Genomic DNA, 19,495 nt, shown 5'->3' on the forward strand with positions numbered 1-19,495 from the left:
TTCACAGCATATTTAAACCAAACTATGAGCTTTAAAACCAAAATAAATTTAGTAAGACGAAAAATCACCCGCAGTTTAACCCAAAATATTGGGAGTACTAAATGGAATACCAATCCCAATGCTGCCGTCGAATTTAAGCAACTATTGATCTCCCGCCCTAACCATCGTTTAGGAAATTTGCTGATGATAACTCCGCTGGTTCAGGAAATTAATGCTGCATTTCCTGATTGCAAAATTGATTTATTTGTAAAAGGGGGATTAGCTCCAGTTATTTTTAAAAATTATCCGTCAGTACAGGAATATATTATTTTACCACGAAAGCCCTTTAAAGAACTGGTTAAATATTTTATGGTTTGGTACAAAATCAAGCGAAAAAAATATGATTTAGTCATCAATATTGACAAAGGTTCCTCTTCCGGGCGATTATCAACTCAGTTTGCAAACGCTAATTTTAAATTTTTTGGGGAATTAAATGATGAAATCGTTCAGGAATATGCCGATTATAACCACATGGCAAAATACCCTGTTTACGAATTTCGGTATTATTTAAAGAAGTTAGGAATAGCTGTAAAAAACAGCGAAGTTCCCAGCATTAGTATGAATCTTAGTGCTAAAGAAATTGAAGATGCCAAATTAGTTTTAGACCAACTCGTTCCTGATTCTAAAAAAACCATTGCCATTTTTACATTTGCAACAGGAGCCAAATGTTATACTTCTGAGTGGTGGAATACTTTTTATAAAAAATTACAAGAGAATTTTGCTGATTACAATATCGTTGAAGTTTTGCCAGTCGAAAATGTTTCCCAAATAGATTTTAAAGCACCTCATTTTTACAGTAAAGATGTTCGTGAAATAGCTGCTTTTATTGCTAATACTGCTATTTTTATTGGTGCCGATAGCGGTATCATGCATCTTGCCTGTGCCTCACAAACTACTGTTTTGGGACTTTTTCATGTCACAAAACCCGAAAAGTATGAACCTTATGGCAACGGTAGTCAGCCTATTGATACCAGTACAACCAGTCTTGAATCCATGATAAACATTATTAAAGACAAGTTGAGTCAGTCCTAATCTCCAAATTAAATTATTTTTTATTTAGAATTAATATAAATAATATTTATATTTGTTTCATACAATATATCATTATGGAACAAATACACCAAATATATTTAAACAGTCTGGGAATTGCTTTTTACTGGGAAAAAGAAGAAGGAGTTATTCCTAATAGAATTCAATTGATATTTAAGGAAATTGGATTGTTTTTTACCCTTACTGAGCTTAAAGATTTCAACTATCTAATTGACGAAAGTATAGCCAAAAACAGCTGTTGTGAAGCCTGTGCTTTTAAAAATGGAAATTGCAAGTTTCTGCTAAAAACACCTATGTATCCACTGGATTTATCGGTTTCAATGGAAGAATTAAAACACATTAAGGATTTAGTAAACGGAACTTTGTTTAAAATAAATATGGAAATATATTTAAATGGAGAAGGTAAAAATTAATTTTCGAAAGTTTTAATTTCAAAATTTTCTCCGTCGAAAACACCATAGGTAAAGTATGAAATCCAGTCACCCAGATTGACATAATCCGAGTTTTCGCCAACTGGATGAATCATTGGCAAGTGACGGTGACCAAAAATCAGGTAATTATAATGTTTGGTTTCTAATTTACGTTTGGCGTATAAAATCAGCCATTCCTTATCTTCTCCCAGAAACTTAACATCCGATTCTCCTGAAATCAATTTGTTTTTTACCGAAAGATATTGCGCCAAACGCACGCCAATGTCGGGATGCAACCATCTGAAAAGCCATTTGGAAAACGGATTCGTAAACACTTTTTTCATGCGTTTGTACCCTAAATCGCCGGGACCTTTTCCGTCTCCATGCCCAATAAGAAAGGTTTTTCCATTAAAAGTAAACTCCTTATTGTCATGAAAAACAGGAATATTCAGTTCCTTTTTGAAATAATCATCCATCCATAAATCATGATTTCCTACGAAGAAATAAATTGGGATTCCGCTGTCGCGAATTTCGGCCAATTTGCCTAAAACCCGAACAAAACCCTTAGGAACAACCGTTTTATATTCGAACCAGAAATCGAATAAATCACCTAAAAGAAAAATAGCTTCGGCATCTTTTTTCACTTCGTCAAGCCAGGCAACAAATTTTTGTTCTCTGGGAAAACTTAATTCGGCTGTTGGCGCTCCAAAATGCTGGTCAGAAGCAAAATAAACTTTTTTCATTTAGATAAACTTGGAATTTGGAATTTAAAAAATTGGAATTTCTACAAATTATCACTGGCAAACCATTCGGCAAACGAAGATTCGGTTTCTTGCAATTTTAAAGAAAATAGTGTAATTCCTGCCGGTAATCTGCCGATTATTCTTTGCGCAAAATCAACTACCATATTTTCACTGGTAGGCTGATAATCAACTAAAATTACGTGATGCCCACGATTTTTTAATTCCATAGCCAGTTCAATATGTGGCGTGGTTTCGTTAAAAACAGTGGCGTGATCAAACTGATCTACAATTTCTTCTTTGACAATTTTTTTCAAATCCGAGAAATCGATAACCATTCCAAATTTCACATCATTACGGTTTGTAATTGGTTTTCCGATAACCGTTACAGACAATTTATAACTATGACCATGTACGTTTTTACATTTTCCGTCGTAACCGTATAAGGCATGACCTGTTTCGAAACTAAATTGTTTTGTAATTCGGATATTACTCATTGTAGATTTTATTTTGACTGCAAATTTAATGAATTGATATGAGAAATGAGTTGAAAATTGTTCGTTTGAAATTTAAGCAGCTTCTAGCCCCGGTAGCAGCGGCATCCTTTTATCTCTTTCTCAAAAAGAGATAAAAGATATAGCGGATGACGGGAATAGCTACTTAAAAAAATTATTTTTTGAATTGGGTTAATGCTTTTTTAGTAAAATCTGACAATACTAATTGTCCCGTAATGGCTGCCCTTTCGAGCAAAAGTGAATCCCAGTTTTCAGTTCCTTCCCAAATAACTTTCTTCATTTCGAATAAAGCATCAGGATTATAGGACGCTAATTTGGAGCTGAACTCAGCAATAGCAATATCTAATAATTCAGTAGTTTCAAAAACGGCAGCATACAAACCTTTTTGTTGTGCCCAAGCCGCCGGTTTCCATTCGTGAGCTGCTAAAGTCATTTCGGTCATAGCCGTTTTACCTATTTTCCTGCTCACGGCAGGTTCTATCACAAAAGGACCAATTCCGATAGCTAATTCGGATAATTTTACAGAAGCATTCGCTGTTGCAAAAACATAATCGCAAGCTGCAGCAATACCTACTCCTCCTCCTACTGCTTTGCCATGAATACGTCCCACAATCAGCTTCGAACAGCGACGCATGGTATTAATCAAATAAGCAAAGCCTGAAAAAAATGCCAATCCTTCTTCGGGATTGGAAACAGCCAAAAGTTCCTCAAAAGAAGCTCCGGCACAAAAAGCTGCTGTTCCTTTGCTCTTTAAAACAATGACATTAACGGCATCATTAACGCTTAAAGTATTGATTTCGGAAGTCAGTGAATCCAATAAAACGCGGGGAAAAGAATTACTTGCCGGATGTCCAAACTCGACTGTAGCAATACTATTTTCAATAGTGGTAATTAAGGAACCATTAGAACTTGGCATATTCATTGCAGTTTTTAGGTAAAGTTAAAAATATTAGACAAAAAGCATAGTTTTTTTGAAAGTTGTTTTTTTAATCCGATAAAATACTATATTTGCCCCGTAATTGGGGGATTAGCTCATTTGGCTAAAACGTCCCGATAGCCTCGGGAAGGTGACCTATCGTTAAAATAAAATTGGGGGATTAGCTCATTTGGCTAGAGCGCTTGCCTGGCAGGCAAGAGGTGACCGGTTCGAATCCGGTATTCTCCACCAATAAAATCAAGCCTTGCAGAAATGTAAGGCTTTTTTATTTTACCTAAGTGTACTTTTAGAGTCTAGTTTTTAGAATATAAATTATGATTTTATTAGTCTTCATCAGATTGAGATTTTATCTTCTCAAAACTAAAAACCAAAACAAGCAAGAGACATCCTATTGCCCAGATTGATGATAGAAGTGTAGTGGCTGAAATAAAACACAAGAAATCAATCTATGCCTTTAAAATTAATTATTTATTTAAAGCTATAGGTTTAAAATAAATTTGTATTATTCAAGTTATAGGTTTTCTGTATCAATTTCGTGTTAACATTATTTACATCTCCCATTTTTTTGAGTTAAATAACCATACATAAATACTTTTTTTAAATCGACACAATTGTTATACTTTTACTACAATTATTAATTGCCAATGCCAATCGAAAGAACTAACCTTGTCTTTAAAGAATAATATAATGAGTTGATTGAAAGGCTTAAGGAGATAATTAAAAACACATATTTATGGATGAAAATGAAAATAAAGAAACAAATGTAAATTCTACTATTAATGCCGTGGCTGGATTAGTAGCAGCTATACCAGTTTATCAAGATGCAGTTCAACCTGCAGCAAAGCAAATAGGTAGCGCACTTGAAACCGTTACTAAAACGGTAAATATAGCATTAGCACCAATTAAATTTTTAGTTTGGGGATATGAAACAATCGAAGGTTTCATTAGTATTAAAGTTACAGAAAAATTGAAAAATGTACCGCCTGAAAATATTGTAAGTCCTCCAACATCAGTTGCAGGCCCTGCTATTGAAGCCTTAAGATTTTGCGGTGAAGAAAATGAAGTAAGAGAATTGTACGCTAACTTATTAGCTGCTGCAATGGATTCATCAACTCAAGATTTAGTACATCCTGGATATGTTGAAATACTTAAAAATTTATGTAGCGACGAAGCCTTATTGTTACAATCTTTTTTAGATAAAAAATCATATCCATTATTAAATATTAGAGCAGAGTTCGATAATGGCGGTACGAAAATGATATATAATAATTACTCCCATTTTGATAGAATTACGAAATTGAAAAATAAAAAATTAACTCCTACATACATTGACAATTTAAATCGACTAGGTATTACAACAATTCCGGAAGATGTATGGCTACACGATGAAGGTATTTACAAACCTTTAGAAAATGATAAATCTATGGCTGTATTTAAGAAAGGAATTGAAAATTTTAACGCAAAAATGAAGCTAGAAAAAAGATATATAAAATTGACAAATTTCGGTAAACACTTTGTTGAAAATGTAGTTAAAGAAAAAGAGTAAATGAAGCTTAAGCTAGTAAAAACAAGAGTTCCTCTCTGCTGACCTGTGTTATATTTGTATCAAAACAAAAACAACAAAAATCTAAAAATATCATAGCGATAATCAGATTTTTACAAAAAAAGTGATAGTAATATTAAAATTCCTCCACAAAAAAAGCCTCAAACATCACTGTTTAAGGCTTCTTCTATTTCGAATAAAAATAAACTTTACAATTTAACCGATTTTTCTTTTCCGTCGTAGCTTACTACTTTATCGGAATTAGTTGTATCAGTCATTCCAGTTCCTTTTTCCTTAGTTGCAAGTACAATAGTAAACGTTCTGTTTTTTATCATTCCTTTAAAGTCTCCTTTTCTTTTACCAATAGTTAAGGTTTGAGATTTATCATTCCATTTAAAAGTTATGGTAGAATAGGCTCCTTTTTCATAATTGTAATTGTCGTTTTCATCTTCGTACAAGGTGAATTCGCCATTAGCTCCCGGATAAACACGAATTGCTAATTTATCCCATTTTTTCTCCGTAGCATATTGCACTTTTGGACCAAAAGGAATAATACTTCCTGCTTTAATATACAAAGGAATTTCATCGATAGTTGTTGCTTTTTCAATTTCCTGACCACCATTAATTTTTTCATTTGTCCAGAAATCAAACCATGCTGTTCCTTCCGGTAAATACACTTTTGTCGATTTAGCCTGAGTAAAAGTTACCGCCTGAGCTTTAGTACCATTGGCATTATTATCTTTATTCCAACCTGTTTCTTCGTTAGATTTTACAATAGTTTCAGGAGTATATTGCGCATTAACAACTGGTGCAACCAATATTGATTTACCAAATAAATACTCATTATTCATATCTACAACCTTCTTATCATCAAAATCCATCACCAAAGCACGCATCATAGTCGATTGACTATTGGTAATATCCCATGAAGCAGAATAAATATAAGGTAACAGTGAATAACGCAAATCAATTGTTTTAGTAATCGCATCATAGATTGGTTCGCCTTTTTTTCCAAAATTGTATATTTCGCGTGGAATATCTGTACCATGCGAACGCATCATAGGAGTGAATGCGCCAAACTGCATCCAGCGAACATACAATTCCTGAAAGGATGGATTCTTAGTTCCGTCACCCCATCCTCTTTTATAAGCACCTGCAAAGAATCCGCCAATGTCCGTATTCCAATACGGAATGGCACTCATAGAAAAGTTAAGTCCTGCCGGAATTTGATTGCGTAATGATTCCCAGGATGAATTCACATCGCCTGACCAGGTATTCGCTCCGTAACGTTGCTGTCCGGCAAAAGCAGAACGAGTTAATATAAATATACGCTTATCAGCGCTTTCTGCACGTTGGTGTTCTGAAACTCCTCCTACTGTCATCAATGGAAAGGCATTGCGTACTTTTCTAAAAGAACCAAGGTAGGTTTTTAAATCAAAATCAGAAGGTTTGAAATCCAGGTGATCCGGTTCTGATGAATCCATCCACCAACCATCAATTCCTACAGACAAAAGACCTTTGCTCAGGTACTTCCAATAAATATTACGAGCTTCAGGATTGTACGGATCATAAGGCTGAACACCTGATGGATAGTCACGATTTGGCGGCCATGTTTCTACTCCTGATTGTGGCCAGGTACCAAAATTTAAAAGCATACCTTTAGGTTGCATTTCTCTAAATTGTTTGGTTTGTGGTCCAAAAGAATTCCAAATAGAAATAATCAAGTGGGCATTCATATTGTGGATATCATCCACCATTTTCTTCGGGTTAGGAAATTCAGGATTGAGAAATTCCATCGCATTCCATAAGTAATTATTACCCCAATATTGCCAATCCTGAATAATTCCATCCAGCGGAACACCCAGTTCACGGTATTTACTCACTACCCCAACCAATTCGTTTTGACTCTTGTAGCGTTCTTTACTTTGCCAATACCCAAATGTCCATAAGGGAAACATAGGTGCCTGCCCGGTAAGTTCACGCATACCTGCAATGGAACCGTCAATGTTTCCACCCACCATAAAATAATAATCAATACAATCACCAACTTCTGACTTGAAGGAAGCACTTTCCGGCTTATCTTCAAAAGTAGTAGGCGAATAATTATCCCAGAACAATCCGTAGCCTTTTGTAGAAACCAGGAAAGGAACATAATCATCAACATTGCCTTGTACCATGTTGATTTTTGCATTACGAAGTGATAATTTACCTCGCTGTTGCTGACCCAAGCCATAAATAGCCTCGTCTTTATCTAATGCAAACAATTGATTGATGCTATAGGTTTTAGATCCTGCATCATCAAAATCAGTAAACTTTGATCCTGATGCTGCCTCACTTAAAAGTGCTGCTCCGGCAATTGTGTAGTAGGATATTTTACCTGATTTTACATCAACATCCACTTTTAATTTGTCGCTTTTTAGCGAAAGAATAGCTCCATTTTGCTGGATTGTGAATTTAGTTTGCTGTGGTTTTTTAATTACAGACAGGCTTTCTTTTTTGAAAGCAACTCCTTCAGGTGATTTTAGAATTCGAACAATAGTTGGGCTGTAAAACTGTACCTCAACATCCATCGACTGCGATTTAGTTTTTACACCTAAAGCCGTTTTTTGATAATTTTGAGCTGCTAATGACGAAAAAGAAAACAGCGCAAGTAACAGCAAGTACTGGCGGTTTCTACTCAGAAAGGCATTTTTCATTTGGTTTATTTTTAGTTAATCAATACCTGCCAAAGCTATTCATATTCACTTAAACGAATGGGTATGCTATGTTGTTTTCAGGGGTACATTTCGTTGTTTATTCCTTTATTCCAACTCATTATCAGCATTTTTATCATTTTGTGCATACTTTGACGGACTCACTCCAAAAGCTTCTTTAAAATATTTGCTGAAATATTTCTGCGTATTGAAACCCACTTTTTCGGCTACTTCAGCTACGGGATATTGTCCCTGAATTAAAAGTTGTGCAGCGCGTTTTAATCGAATGGAACGAATAAATTCCGAAGGAGCCAGTCCGGTAATGGATTGCATTTTTTTATACAAAACCGTTCGATCCATTCCCAAATCCTGACTAAACTGCTGAACAGAGTAATCCGGATTATCCATGTTTTTTTCCATGTAGCCAAGCGCTTTTTCGATTAACTGTTCGTCAATGGAAGTAATGGTGATCTCTTTTGGATTCACTTCTAATTTTTTCGAAAATGCCGATTGCCGTTGGTTTTTTTGTGCAATCAATTTCTCTATTCGAAGCAACAGAATTTCCAAATTAAACGGCTTAGCCAAATATTCATCGGCTCCCGATTGATATCCTGTCAGTTTTAAATCTTCAGATGTGCGAGCCGTCAATAATATTACGGGAATATGCGAAGTCAGTACGTTCGATTTGATGCGTTTGCATAATTCCACACCGTCGACTTTAGGCATCATCACATCACTTATGATCAAATCGGGAGATTTTGACAAAGCCAGTTTTTCTCCTTCTTCACCATCAGCAGCTTCAAATACTTCGTATTTAGAAGACAATTCCGTCACCAGAAAACGTCTCAAATCATCATTGTCTTCTACTACTAAAAGAGTCTCTTTTTTTGATGTTGTTTCAATATTTTGATTGTCGATTGCATCTTCCGAATCAATAATAAGAATTTCAGAATCTGTTTTTGGAGGAACAAGATTAGTTGGAATGATAACCGAAAATACCGTTTTTACATTCGGTTCACTTTCCACCATTATAGCTCCCGAATGCAATTCCACATATTCTTTTACCAGATGCAATCCAATGCCGCTTCCGCCCTGAGTTGTCGAAGCCTGATAAAAACGGTTGAATACATTTGGTAAATCATTTTCCGAAATTCCCGAACCTGAATCGATAACTTCTAATTGTACAGAATCCGGACTTTGATTCTCTAATGACTGCGAAAGTCGCACCGTAACTGTTCCTCCGGCTGGGGTAAACTTAAAAGCATTCGACAGCAAATTATTAATAACCTTGTGTAATTTATCTTTATCAAAATACATAAACAGCGCTGATTTTTCGGATTCTATCGAGAAATCAATCTGTTTTTCCTGAGCCAGTTTGCTAAATAAATCTTCGAATTGCATTACAAAATCCACAAAATCGCCAAAAGTCAGATTCAGTTTTTCGCCCGAAATTTCCAATCGCCTAAAATCCAATAACTGATTGACCAAATGCTGCAAATTTAATGCATGACGATGCACTAATTGAATTCTGGATTCGATTGCAGTTCCTTTTATTTCTTTCAAAATGGATTCCAGCGGAGTAATAATCAACGTAAGCGGGGTGCGGAATTCATGGCTGACATTGGTAAAAAAACTAAACTTCATTTCATTTAGTTTTTCTTCATTCTTTCGCATTAATTGCTGATTGGTCCATTTTTTATAATAGGACAACGATAAATAAAGCAACATCGAAGCAATTATAAAATACAAAATATAAGCGATTGGTGTTTTCCAAAAAGGCGGATTTACAACAATTTTGATTTCGGCATATTCTTTCGACCATTCTCTGCTATTACTGGCCGCTTTTACTTTCAAAACGTAAGTTCCGGGAGCCAAATTAGTATAAGAAGCAGTTCCGGTACCATTTTGTGCCACTATTTCACGCCAATTCTCATCAACACCTTCCAAACGATAACGGTAATAGGTTTGCGTAGGATTGACATAATTCAATGCCGAAAAATTAACACTTATAAAGTTTTGATTGTAATTTAACGTTATGCGATTGGTTGTAGCAATTGCATTTTTCAATATAACATTGCCATCATAGGATTCGCCCGTTTTCACATGAGTTCCAAAAAGCATCAAACCCGTAAACAAAGGCTTTTGCAATTGTTTAAACGACCAGGGCTTCTGTAAATCGATGCTGTTAAAACCATTCACACCGCCCATATACAACTGTCCATTATTAGAAGCAAAAACTGCCGAAGCGGTAAATTCATTCTCGATTACGCCATCCAAATGATTAAAATTAGCTATCGAAAAACGAAGTTGTTTCCCTTTAGTATCCACCGCAATCCGGGAAACTCCTCCCGCCGTGGTAACCCAAATAAGTCCTTGTTTGTCTTCTGTAATTCCTTTAATACTGTTATTTACTAATCCGTCATCGGTAAAAAGCGTATGCAGTTCGACTTTTGACGGCTGCCAGACATTTAATCCATCCTGAGTCCCAATCCACACAATCCCACGACTGTCCTTGAAAATAGCGGTGTAATGTTGGTTTTCGTTTTTCAGTAATCCTTTTAGCGGTTGGCTGATCTTATTCTTTTTATAATTATAAACAAACAATCCATCGTTACTTCTTCCAAAAAAAGATTGGGTATCAAATGGAATCAACTGCGAAACGGAACGCAAGGCTTCTCCATTCAATGGCACTTTCGAATGCTCAAATTTTCCAGTTTTAGCATTAAAATTAGCTAATCCGTCAGATGTTGCTACTAAAAATTGTCCATCTGGTTTTTCAACCATGGAACGACAATTACCACCAAGGCTAGCAATAGGTTTGAGCTGATTATTTTGTAAACAATACACTCCTTTATTTCTGGTACATATCCAAATCCTGTTTTGGGAATCTTTTTTCATAGAAAGACAATCAGCATCGGCTGGAAAACCCGTAAAAACGGAAAGTTTTGAAGTTTCAGTTGAATAACTGTACAATCCGTTTTTAGTTCCAACCAAGATTGTATTTTGTGCTATTTGCTCAAAGCAGCTAACATCAATATCTTTTAATTGTGTTCCAAAAAAAGTTTTTCCAACATTCTTAAACTTGAATCGGTCGGGATGATAATACAATAATCCATGATTGAATGTACCAATCCATAGTCCGCCTTGTGAATCGTTATAAAGTGTACTGGCTTCGGTATTTACTGCGGTTCCGTCAACCAGCCGGAACGATGGAATCAATTGTTTTTCCTTTAGATTTTTATCGATAAACCACAATCCGATGGCACAACTTACCCATAAATTCCCTTTATTATCCACCGAAATGGTATTGAGCCAATAATCGGTTTCAAGTATTTTAGTATGCGTTCGCCTTTTAATATCGTAAGCCAGCATAAGGCCTGTCGATCCATTTCGTATTTGGTACAATGCATTGTCAGACTGCACCACCATCAACGTATTATTGTATTTCGATTGCTGCTGATTAGATAACGAATTGGTTTTGTACAACTCTTTAGCCGTATTTAAATCGTAACAAACGATTAATCCATTTTTATAAAAAAGAAAGAGTTGTTGCCGGATAACAGCCACATCATAGAGTTGGTCTTTAACTCCATTTCGGGTAGATACATTTTTAAGAAAAACAGAAATTTTTCCGTTTATAGCATTTCGAAATAACAACTTATCGGAAGAAGTAAGTACCCAATAATTCTGAGAAGTATCGACAAAAAAATCGGCAATGGGTTCCTGAATTCCCAATTTAGATAAAATGCTATCCAGTTTCGACACAAAACGTTCCTGCCTGATGTCAATCCCCATCAGCTTTCCTTTGTCTTTTATCCAGATATAATCTTTATCGACATAGCCGTGGTGAAATCCTGAATAGCCAGTTAATCGGGAAATGTTATTGCCTTTTAAATGCAAATATTTAAAGGAAGTTCCGTCATAAATATTGGTGACACCTTCGGTAGTAACAACCATTCGTCCGTCCTGAAGCTGCAAAATAGTACGCACTCTGTTTTCCGAAAGTCCGTTTTTAGCATCGATAGCAGTAAATACAAAAGACTGTTGCGCATTTAGAAAAGCACAAAAACACAAAAACAGCCCCAGTAAAATTCGACGAAAATTGCTATTCATAATTATTGTTGGAATTACCAATAACGAAACTACAAAAAAACCGTCTCGCTTTTTTTAAAACGAGACGGTTTTATAGTTATACCGTTTCAAAATCAATTTTTTTGAAGCATCTTCAAATCAACAACTGTCCTAAATCCCACATGATTCGAGCTGGAACCTTCAGCCATTCCCATTCGGGCAGAAATCCTAAAACTGGAACAATAGGATTCATTACATAAAAAAGAACCGCCTTTTATAATTCGCTCTTTTTCATATTGATTGGCAGGATTCCAAGCTTCGGTAGCTCCCTGAGGATTTCTGGTAGTTTCCCCTTTCGAAAATAGCTCCTGATAATAATTTACATTATACCAATCCTGGGTGTATTCCCAAACATTTCCGGCAATATCATAGATTCCCAAAGAATTTGGAGCAAATGATTTCACCACAGCTAGAGCCGAATAACCATCACTTTTTGCATTGTAATTGGGGAAATCACCTTGCCAGGTATTGGCCTTTTGATCCATTTTTGAAGCATCATTACCCCAGGTGTAAACCGAATTTTTTAAATTCCCCGTAGCGGCTAATTCCCATTCGGCTTCTGTAGGTAATCTGCGTTTTGCCCATTTGCAATAAGCCTGAGCATCTTCATAAGAAATATGCACCACCGGATAATTGTCTTTTCCTATGATATTAGAATTTTTCCCTTCCGGATGTCTCCAATTAGCTCCTGTTTGCCATTTCCACCATTGGCGAAAATCAGTATAATCAGTCACATTTTTCACCTCATCATTAAAAACTAACGAACCGGGCTGTAATATAGAATCAGCAGGTTTAGGAGTTCCAGGAGGTAAGGATTTTTTGAATTCTTCCCATATAATTGGTCTTTCGGCAGTGGTTACATAATGGGTTTCATCTACAAATTTTTTAAAACTGGCATTAGTCACTTCGGTGATGTCCATAAAAAAACCATCCACTGCAACACTATGTGCCGGTTTTTCATGTTCGAGCGCTAATCGATCATTTTCTTTAGCTCCCTGTGTAAAAGTATTTCCGGAAACCCAAACCATATTAGGAGGAGTCGCAATATTTTCGGGTTGTTCTTTGACAACTTGCTCTTTATTATTGCAAGCAAAAATGACCGCCAACAAAGCCCCAAAAATCCATTTGTTTATCTTCATATCAACTGTAATTTATCTAAAAAAGCGAAAAACACTTATAACATCTAAGGCAAATGCATGAGTTTTATTTTGCCACGAATTACACTAATTTGCACCAATTTTAATAACTCAAAAAATTACACTAATTAAAGTTGGTGGAAACTGATGCGTTTGCCCTGTTATAACATCCTAAAATTTAGGATCAGACAAAACTACTATTTTTTTTAATGACTATCAGTTTCCTTACAAATGATTGAGAATAGCACACAGGTGAAACCGATTGTAACGGATTATTGCAAATTGTGATTTACAAATAACTATGAAAAATCGGTTTTTATCTGTTCCATCAGTATTATCTGTGGTCTGTCTTTTTATTTAGTTTACTTAGCGGATAATTCTGTTTTTTATTCTAATTCGAGTATCAAAACTGATTGGGCTTCCAAGGTAAATTCCTTTTTCAAATCTATAGCTATTCCGGACAAAACATCTTTACCCACTTTGAAATCTTTTATACTTTCCTGAAAGCGTTTGGTTTCGATGTTTTTAGAAGTCAAATTATTATTTACAACAACCATCACCGTTTTCTTATTCGTAAATCTAAAATAAACATAGACATTGTTTTCCGGGATATAATGCGTCATTTTTCCCAGATGTACCGCTTCATTCGTTTTTCTCCATTGGAACAATTTGGACGTAAAATCAAAAAATTGTTGTTGTTCAGCTGTTCTTCCCTTTTTGGTAAAAGCATTATTACTGTCGCCATTCCATCCTCCGGGAAAATCAAGACGAATTGCACCATCGCCTTCATTTTTATTTCCTGCCATCCCAATTTCGGAACCATAATAAAGCTGTGGAATTCCGCGTACCGTAGCAATCAACGCTATTGCCATCTGGTATTTTTTAAAGTCTTTTTTGTAGATTTCGTTAAAACGCTGCGTATCGTGATTTTCGACAAAAGTCAGGATATTATCCGGATTTGGATACAAGAAATCATTGGTAAAATTATCATAGATTCGCATAAGTCCTTTGTCCCAATCAGCCTGATTTTCGTTGAAAGCCACACTTGTAGCATTGTGTAAGGTAAAATCCATTACACTGGGCAAATGAGAATTATAGTTTTGAATCGCACCCAGTTTACTGTCTTTTTGCCAATACGCCATTTGTGCCTGATCGTGCATCCAGATTTCGCCCACAATATTAAAATCCGGGTATTCATCGGTGATGGCTTTGGTCCATTTTGCAATTCCCACCTTATCATTATACGAATAAGTGTCCACGCGAAATCCATCTAAATCAGCATATTCTATCCACCAAATGGCATTTTGAATCAAATAATTCAATACCAAAGGATTCGACTGATTCAAGTCGGGCATTGATTTTACAAACCAGCCGTCCATGCACATTTTTGCATCAATTTGGGAAGCATTGGTATCAAATTGTGTTGCCATACGGTAATTGGTTTGGGCATAACCCGGAAATTGATGAATCCAATCATAGGTTGGTAAATCATTTATCATCCAATGTTGTGATCCCCAATGATTGGTCACATAATCCATGATGAGTTTCATGCCTCTTTTGTGTAATTCGGCAGCCAGTTTCAGGTAATCTTCATTGGTTCCATATCGCGGATCAATTTTATACACATCCGATTGACCATATCCATGATAAGAACCCTGTGGATCATTGTCTTCGCAAAGCGGTGTTGGCCAAAGCGCCGTAACACCCAATTCCTGCAAATAATCCAGATTTCGAATAATCCCTTCAATATCGCCTCCATGTCTTCCGGATGAATTATTTCTATCGGCTTTTTCTGCCAGTGCTTTTTGGCTGTCGTTTTTAGGATTTCCATTTGCAAAACGATCGGGCATAATCAAATAAATCATGTCCGAAGCATCGTAACTTTTGCGTAAAGCGGAATTATCTCTCCGCTGTTTTAAGGCGTATTTCCTGGTAAAAGTCACTTTTTTATTTTTCGAAAATGAAAAGAGAATTTCCTGTGCAGCTACTCCTTTAGTATCAATGGTTACAAAAAGATAATTGGGATTTTCTGTTTTTTCAATAGATTTTATGGAAATTCCATTCGAAACAGCCACTTCATTTTCGGCAATATTTTTACCATAAAATAAAATCTGTAGTTCGGGATTGTGCATTCCGGCATACCAAAACGGAGGTTCCACTCTTTGTATCTGAGCGAAAGTGCTTAATGAAAACAAAAGCAGTAACAATAAGACCGGTTTTACTATTTTCGACTTTTTATTATATCTTTTTAAATCCATTTTTATAGTATTTAGAATTAATTTAATTGGTTTTAAATTGCCAAAGCTGACCGATGGTTTCTCCTCCTTTATTGTCTTTAACCACCACTCTCCAATAATAATTTGTGGCAGCCTGCAAGCCGTTTTTCGCTAAAGAAGCTGCTGTTAAATTGCTTCCGACTTTGGTAAGCGGAGGATTTGCTGTTCCCAGATACACATCGTAGCTAAGAATATCATTGGCATCCACATCAGAAGCTGACCATTTTAAATTTACTGTTGCCGGATTGACTAAAGAATTAATTTCCGGCTGTAACAATTGCGGTAAAAACGGTAAATGATTGGCCACTGCCATCGCCTCAGTATAAAAACTATAAGTCGCAGAATAATTGCTGGAAGCATTCTTATTATCGGTTGCTTTCACTCTCCAATAGTAAGCCGTTCCTTTGTTTAAAGTTACTGTTTGCCCAATTGCAGCGCCTTCAGTCGTTTTTACAATTTGTGTAAACTGATTGTCTGTTGCAATTTGTAGCTGATAAATTATCGAATTTTTTTCTGCATCAGTCGAGGCGTTCCATTCTAAAGTAACAACATTGCCGGTACAAAGAGTAGCATTTGCAGGAGACAATAATGCAGGAACACTTGGTGCCGTATTTTCAGGTTCCTGTGCCGGCGAATCCTCTTTTCCACAGGAAAACAATACGAAACTCATACAAACGGAATAGATTATATTTCTCATATTTACTTTTTTATGACGGTTATATTCACAGGATTTTCTAAATCTACTTTGGCTATATAAATTCCACTAGCCAATTTTTCTACATCAAGTTGTACTTTTTGGTCAACCACAGCATAACTCTCTTTTGAAATTAACTGTCCAGTTGTTGAATACAATTCGATCATTACTTTTTTCTTCGAAGTTGGAGTCAAAATGGTAAACAAATTCTGAGTAGGATTTGGATAGCCAACAGCGTTTTCCATTTCGCCAACAATCTTTTTGGTATAAATTCCCTCACAAGCTTTAGCCGACTTCACTTCCAGCAAATCGCCTTGTTGTGCTGCAACCGTAAAATGTGCCGATTCGGTTTCAAATTGTGGACTGCCATTAATAAAAACCTGGTATGGAAATGTTCCTTCGGTAATTTCTATCGAAAGCTTATCAGAAGAAAATGTTGATTTTCCGGCGAGAGTAGCGCCTTTATTGATAGTCACATTATAACATTGTTCGAATGTTTTTCCGTCAATAGTGATACAAATTGTATAGTTTCCTGAAGCTAAATTGGGAACAGTCAGACTGTTGTTTGTAAAGTTGTAATTCACCCCATTAATTCGGGCTGTATAATTATAAGTCTGTGCTGCGGTAATGATTATTTCGCCATTATTTTTGTTCAGACAAGTTTCCGCTTTAGCTTCTACTGTAAAATTATCCGCTGGCAACACAAATGGAACATCTGCAGAAAAAGCGGGTTTATTGCCATAAATCCTAAATTGTCCAGCCGGAATTGCAATAGGAGTATTCACATTAGTTACATTCAATGTTGAATTATCCATCAAATTGTACCATTCTCCGGGAAAAGGGAATCCGGTGGCTACCTCTTGAGTGGTTACATCAAAATTAGACAGTATTACTACCTCTTTCAAACTATTGGCAGGCAAAGAAGCATCGGAAATTTTTATGTTTTTAGTTAACGAACTGGAGTTTGTCATTGTTACTGTTCCTGAAAATACCGCTTCCTGCGTCTTCAATTTGATTATTCGAGCCCAATCAGCATAAATTTTATAGCGGTTATCATTGTTCAGCCAATTAGCGGTCCACTGATTTTGTGGTTTGGTATCCAATTTACAATCGCCCGAACTCGCATCTGTTGGTGTGTTTACAGTTCCGTTATTGCAGGTAAATATAGAATCGTCATAGCCTAATTCGCCAAAATGCCAAATCATTTTAGGTCCCGGAATCAATAACGATACCGCTCCTATTGCAGACATTCGGGATAATGCCGTATTTTGGTTTCGCACATTGTGAGTAGCATTGGTATTATTACCAAATTGCAAATTTTTATACATCAGGCGTTCCTCATCATGACTTTCGGCATAACCCATCAGTCTGTTTTTAGTAAAACCCCTGCTGCTGCTGTTCATTCTTGCAATGTTTGAAGTATAGCCCATTGAAAGTTCGTTGTATTCATTGGTCATTTTACCCCATAACATAATCCCTTTACTTGGCGTTTCTGCAATCCGGTAGTTCGCCCATTGTTGCTCTTCTGCATCGGTTCCTAAGTGTTCGAAAATAGTATAATGGGTTGGATCTAAACTCCAGGAATAATCCGCATAGGATTTTAAAACATCTACCCGGTCCTGCTGAAAAGCATTGGTACAACTTTCATCAGAAGCGGTACAATTTTGCGTAAAACCTTTGGTTAAATCCCAACGCAATCCATCAATTTTATACTCTTCAATCCAATGTTTGATGACACGATGCACATAATATTGAGTTCTGGATTGTTGGTGGTTAAAATCTTCTCCTACACTATAGGAATGCTTAGCCGTCGTGTTAAAATAAGGATTTTCAGTCGAAGGACTTCCCCAACCATCGCCATCAGGGTCATACATCCACATTCGATTCATCGGATTTCGACCAAAAGCATGATTTAAAGCAACATCCAGAATCACGGCAATTCCGTTTTGATGGCATTTATCGATAAGCTCTTTTAATTTTTCTGAAGTTCCGTAAAATTTATCCAGAGCCATGTGAAAAGAAGTATTGTAGCCCCAACTTTCGTTGCCTTCAAATTCCATTACCGGCATTAACTGAATCGCGTTTATTTTTAAGTTTTTGAAATAATCAATTCGGTCAATTAAACTTTGATAGTTTCTTTTTGCATCAAAATCTCTTACCAGAACTTCATAAACTACTAATTTCTCTTTATCCGGTTTTACAAAATTAGTGGTCGCTGTACTCCATGAATAAGGGATTTCTCCTGTTTGTAAAACAGTGACTTCACGTTCCTGCCCTGCCGGATAAGCCGGTAAGTCAGGATAGGTTACAGCGGGAATTGCAGGATCATCAAAAGGTGATAAAACCAGAGTAGAATAAGGATCGGCTGTTTTGACCATAGCAGGAGAATTTGCCAGAGGTGTCGCATCAACAACCCAATATTGATAACTGTATTTTGTTCCAGGTGTCAATCCGCTTAATTCCAACCAAAATTTCCCTGAAACAGGATCTTTTTTCATGGCGTAGTTGCTGCCGGGCTGCCAATTATTAAAACTTCCGGCTACATAAACAAAATCTTTTAAAGGAGCATCAAGTACCAATGTTGCTTTGGTTGCATCCGAATTATTGTAATTAATACCGTCTTCTAATCCCGAAGGCATTGCTTGCGAAACAGTAGCGGGATTGACAATAACGCTAAATTTTTTAGTTATAGTCGTCGCTCCCTGAGTGATTTCTAATACATAATTTTGATTTGCCGTTAGGTTCGAATGCGTAAAATTATATGTAGTTGTAGTTGCTGTATTGATGTTAATTCCGTTTGCCGAAAGCGTATAGACAGCATCTCCATTTGTATTTGTTGCCGATATGGTGAAATTTTGCCCGGAAGTAATAATTGTGCTGCTGTTTTGCAAAGGAGCGGTTAATGTTGCCTGAAAAGCACCTACATTAAAAAAAGTATCAGCAGTTTGCATGGTACCGGCATCGTTTCTGATCACCACGCAGATTTCCGTAATGGCATTGGATGCAGGCACACCAAAAAAAGCATACAAATCAGGTGTTATTTCTAATTTATAAGTAGTTCCGGAAACTAAAGTTAACGCAGGTTGTGTGGTATTATTTCCCCAGTTCCCTTTTACATTCTGCCATCTAGTTCCGTTTACAGTTAAACCAATATGTGCATACAAAGTACCTGAATAAGCTGCTAAAGGAGTTCCCGTTTTATTAAAATTAAGGGTAACAGTTCCATTTGCTACAGCAGGAGAAGGAGTAGTGGTAAATTGCGCAAAACAAATGGATGAAAACAGTAAAAATAATATCGTAATTTTTTTCATAATTAGTCAGATAAAAAAAG

General features: G+C 36.2%; 12 protein-coding genes and 1 tRNA gene. 4 read left to right on the forward strand and 9 right to left on the reverse strand.

The features are described 5' to 3' along the window. Nucleotides 1-24 precede the first annotated feature (24 nt). Together BUB89_RS03550 and BUB89_RS03555 are read left to right on the forward strand one after the other, a co-directional pair. On the forward strand, nucleotides 25-1,071 hold the full coding sequence (locus BUB89_RS03550; protein WP_073242050.1) for a glycosyltransferase family 9 protein: 1,047 nt from the start codon (nucleotides 25-27) through the stop codon (nucleotides 1,069-1,071). A 74-nt stretch (nucleotides 1,072-1,145) separates the two neighbouring features. Further along, entirely contained in the window at nucleotides 1,146-1,502 is a 357-nt protein-coding gene (locus BUB89_RS03555; RefSeq protein WP_073242052.1) for a hypothetical protein, read from the forward strand. Here the strand turns inward: BUB89_RS03555 and BUB89_RS03560 are convergent. The 3 genes from BUB89_RS03560 to BUB89_RS03570 form a co-directional block, all read right to left on the reverse strand. Then, entirely contained in the window at nucleotides 1,499-2,242 is a 744-nt protein-coding gene (locus BUB89_RS03560) for a UDP-2,3-diacylglucosamine diphosphatase (protein WP_073242054.1), read from the reverse strand. The two genes, BUB89_RS03555 and BUB89_RS03560, sit on opposite strands and share 4 nt — an antisense overlap. Before the next feature lie 41 nt (nucleotides 2,243-2,283). Then, complete coding sequence (locus tag BUB89_RS03565) at nucleotides 2,284-2,736, reverse strand: 6-pyruvoyl trahydropterin synthase family protein (RefSeq protein WP_073242056.1); 453 nt, start codon at nucleotides 2,734-2,736, stop codon at nucleotides 2,284-2,286. Between the two features lie 172 nt (nucleotides 2,737-2,908). After that, nucleotides 2,909-3,676: an enoyl-CoA hydratase/isomerase family protein gene (locus tag BUB89_RS03570; RefSeq protein WP_073242058.1), complete on the reverse strand. Its 768-nt coding sequence runs from the start codon at nucleotides 3,674-3,676 to the stop codon at nucleotides 2,909-2,911. A gap of 169 nt (nucleotides 3,677-3,845) precedes the next feature. Here BUB89_RS03570 and BUB89_RS03575 point away from each other — a divergent pair. Both BUB89_RS03575 and BUB89_RS03580 read left to right on the forward strand, forming a co-directional pair. Then, nucleotides 3,846-3,922 (forward strand) — tRNA-Ala (locus BUB89_RS03575). A gap of 502 nt (nucleotides 3,923-4,424) precedes the next feature. After that, nucleotides 4,425-5,237 carry a DUF4393 domain-containing protein gene (locus BUB89_RS03580; RefSeq protein WP_073242060.1) on the forward strand — a complete coding sequence of 271 codons (813 nt, stop codon included), beginning with the start codon at nucleotides 4,425-4,427 and terminating at the stop codon, nucleotides 5,235-5,237. A 206-nt stretch (nucleotides 5,238-5,443) separates the two neighbouring features. Here BUB89_RS03580 and BUB89_RS03585 read toward each other — a convergent pair whose 3' ends face one another. From BUB89_RS03585 to BUB89_RS03610, 6 genes are all read right to left on the reverse strand, one after another. After that, nucleotides 5,444-7,930: a glycoside hydrolase family 31 protein gene (locus tag BUB89_RS03585; protein WP_073242062.1), complete on the reverse strand. Its 2,487-nt coding sequence runs from the start codon at nucleotides 7,928-7,930 to the stop codon at nucleotides 5,444-5,446. Between the two features lie 105 nt (nucleotides 7,931-8,035). Continuing rightward, on the reverse strand, nucleotides 8,036-12,040 hold the full coding sequence (locus BUB89_RS03590; protein WP_073242064.1) for a hybrid sensor histidine kinase/response regulator transcription factor: 4,005 nt from the start codon (nucleotides 12,038-12,040) through the stop codon (nucleotides 8,036-8,038). A gap of 92 nt (nucleotides 12,041-12,132) precedes the next feature. Then, the gene (locus tag BUB89_RS03595) at nucleotides 12,133-13,197 is read right to left on the reverse strand and encodes a formylglycine-generating enzyme family protein (protein ID WP_073242066.1); all 1,065 of its coding nucleotides are present in this window, start codon (nucleotides 13,195-13,197) and stop codon (nucleotides 12,133-12,135) included. Nucleotides 13,198-13,580: 383 nt separating this feature from the next. Then, the gene (locus BUB89_RS03600) at nucleotides 13,581-15,452 is read right to left on the reverse strand and encodes a glycoside hydrolase family 13 protein (protein WP_073242068.1); all 1,872 of its coding nucleotides are present in this window, start codon (nucleotides 15,450-15,452) and stop codon (nucleotides 13,581-13,583) included. Nucleotides 15,453-15,474: 22 nt separating this feature from the next. Beyond that, entirely contained in the window at nucleotides 15,475-16,167 is a 693-nt protein-coding gene (locus BUB89_RS03605) for a DUF4962 domain-containing protein (protein WP_141384438.1), read from the reverse strand. 2 nt (nucleotides 16,168-16,169) lie between these two features. Then, nucleotides 16,170-19,475 (reverse strand): alpha-amylase family glycosyl hydrolase, encoded by a 3,306-nt coding sequence (locus BUB89_RS03610; RefSeq protein WP_073242072.1) that lies wholly within the window; start codon nucleotides 19,473-19,475, stop codon nucleotides 16,170-16,172. Nucleotides 19,476-19,495 lie beyond the last annotated feature (20 nt).

Origin of the sequence: Flavobacterium flevense, from assembly GCF_900142775.1 — a bacterium.
Taxonomy (GTDB): domain Bacteria; phylum Bacteroidota; class Bacteroidia; order Flavobacteriales; family Flavobacteriaceae; genus Flavobacterium; species Flavobacterium flevense.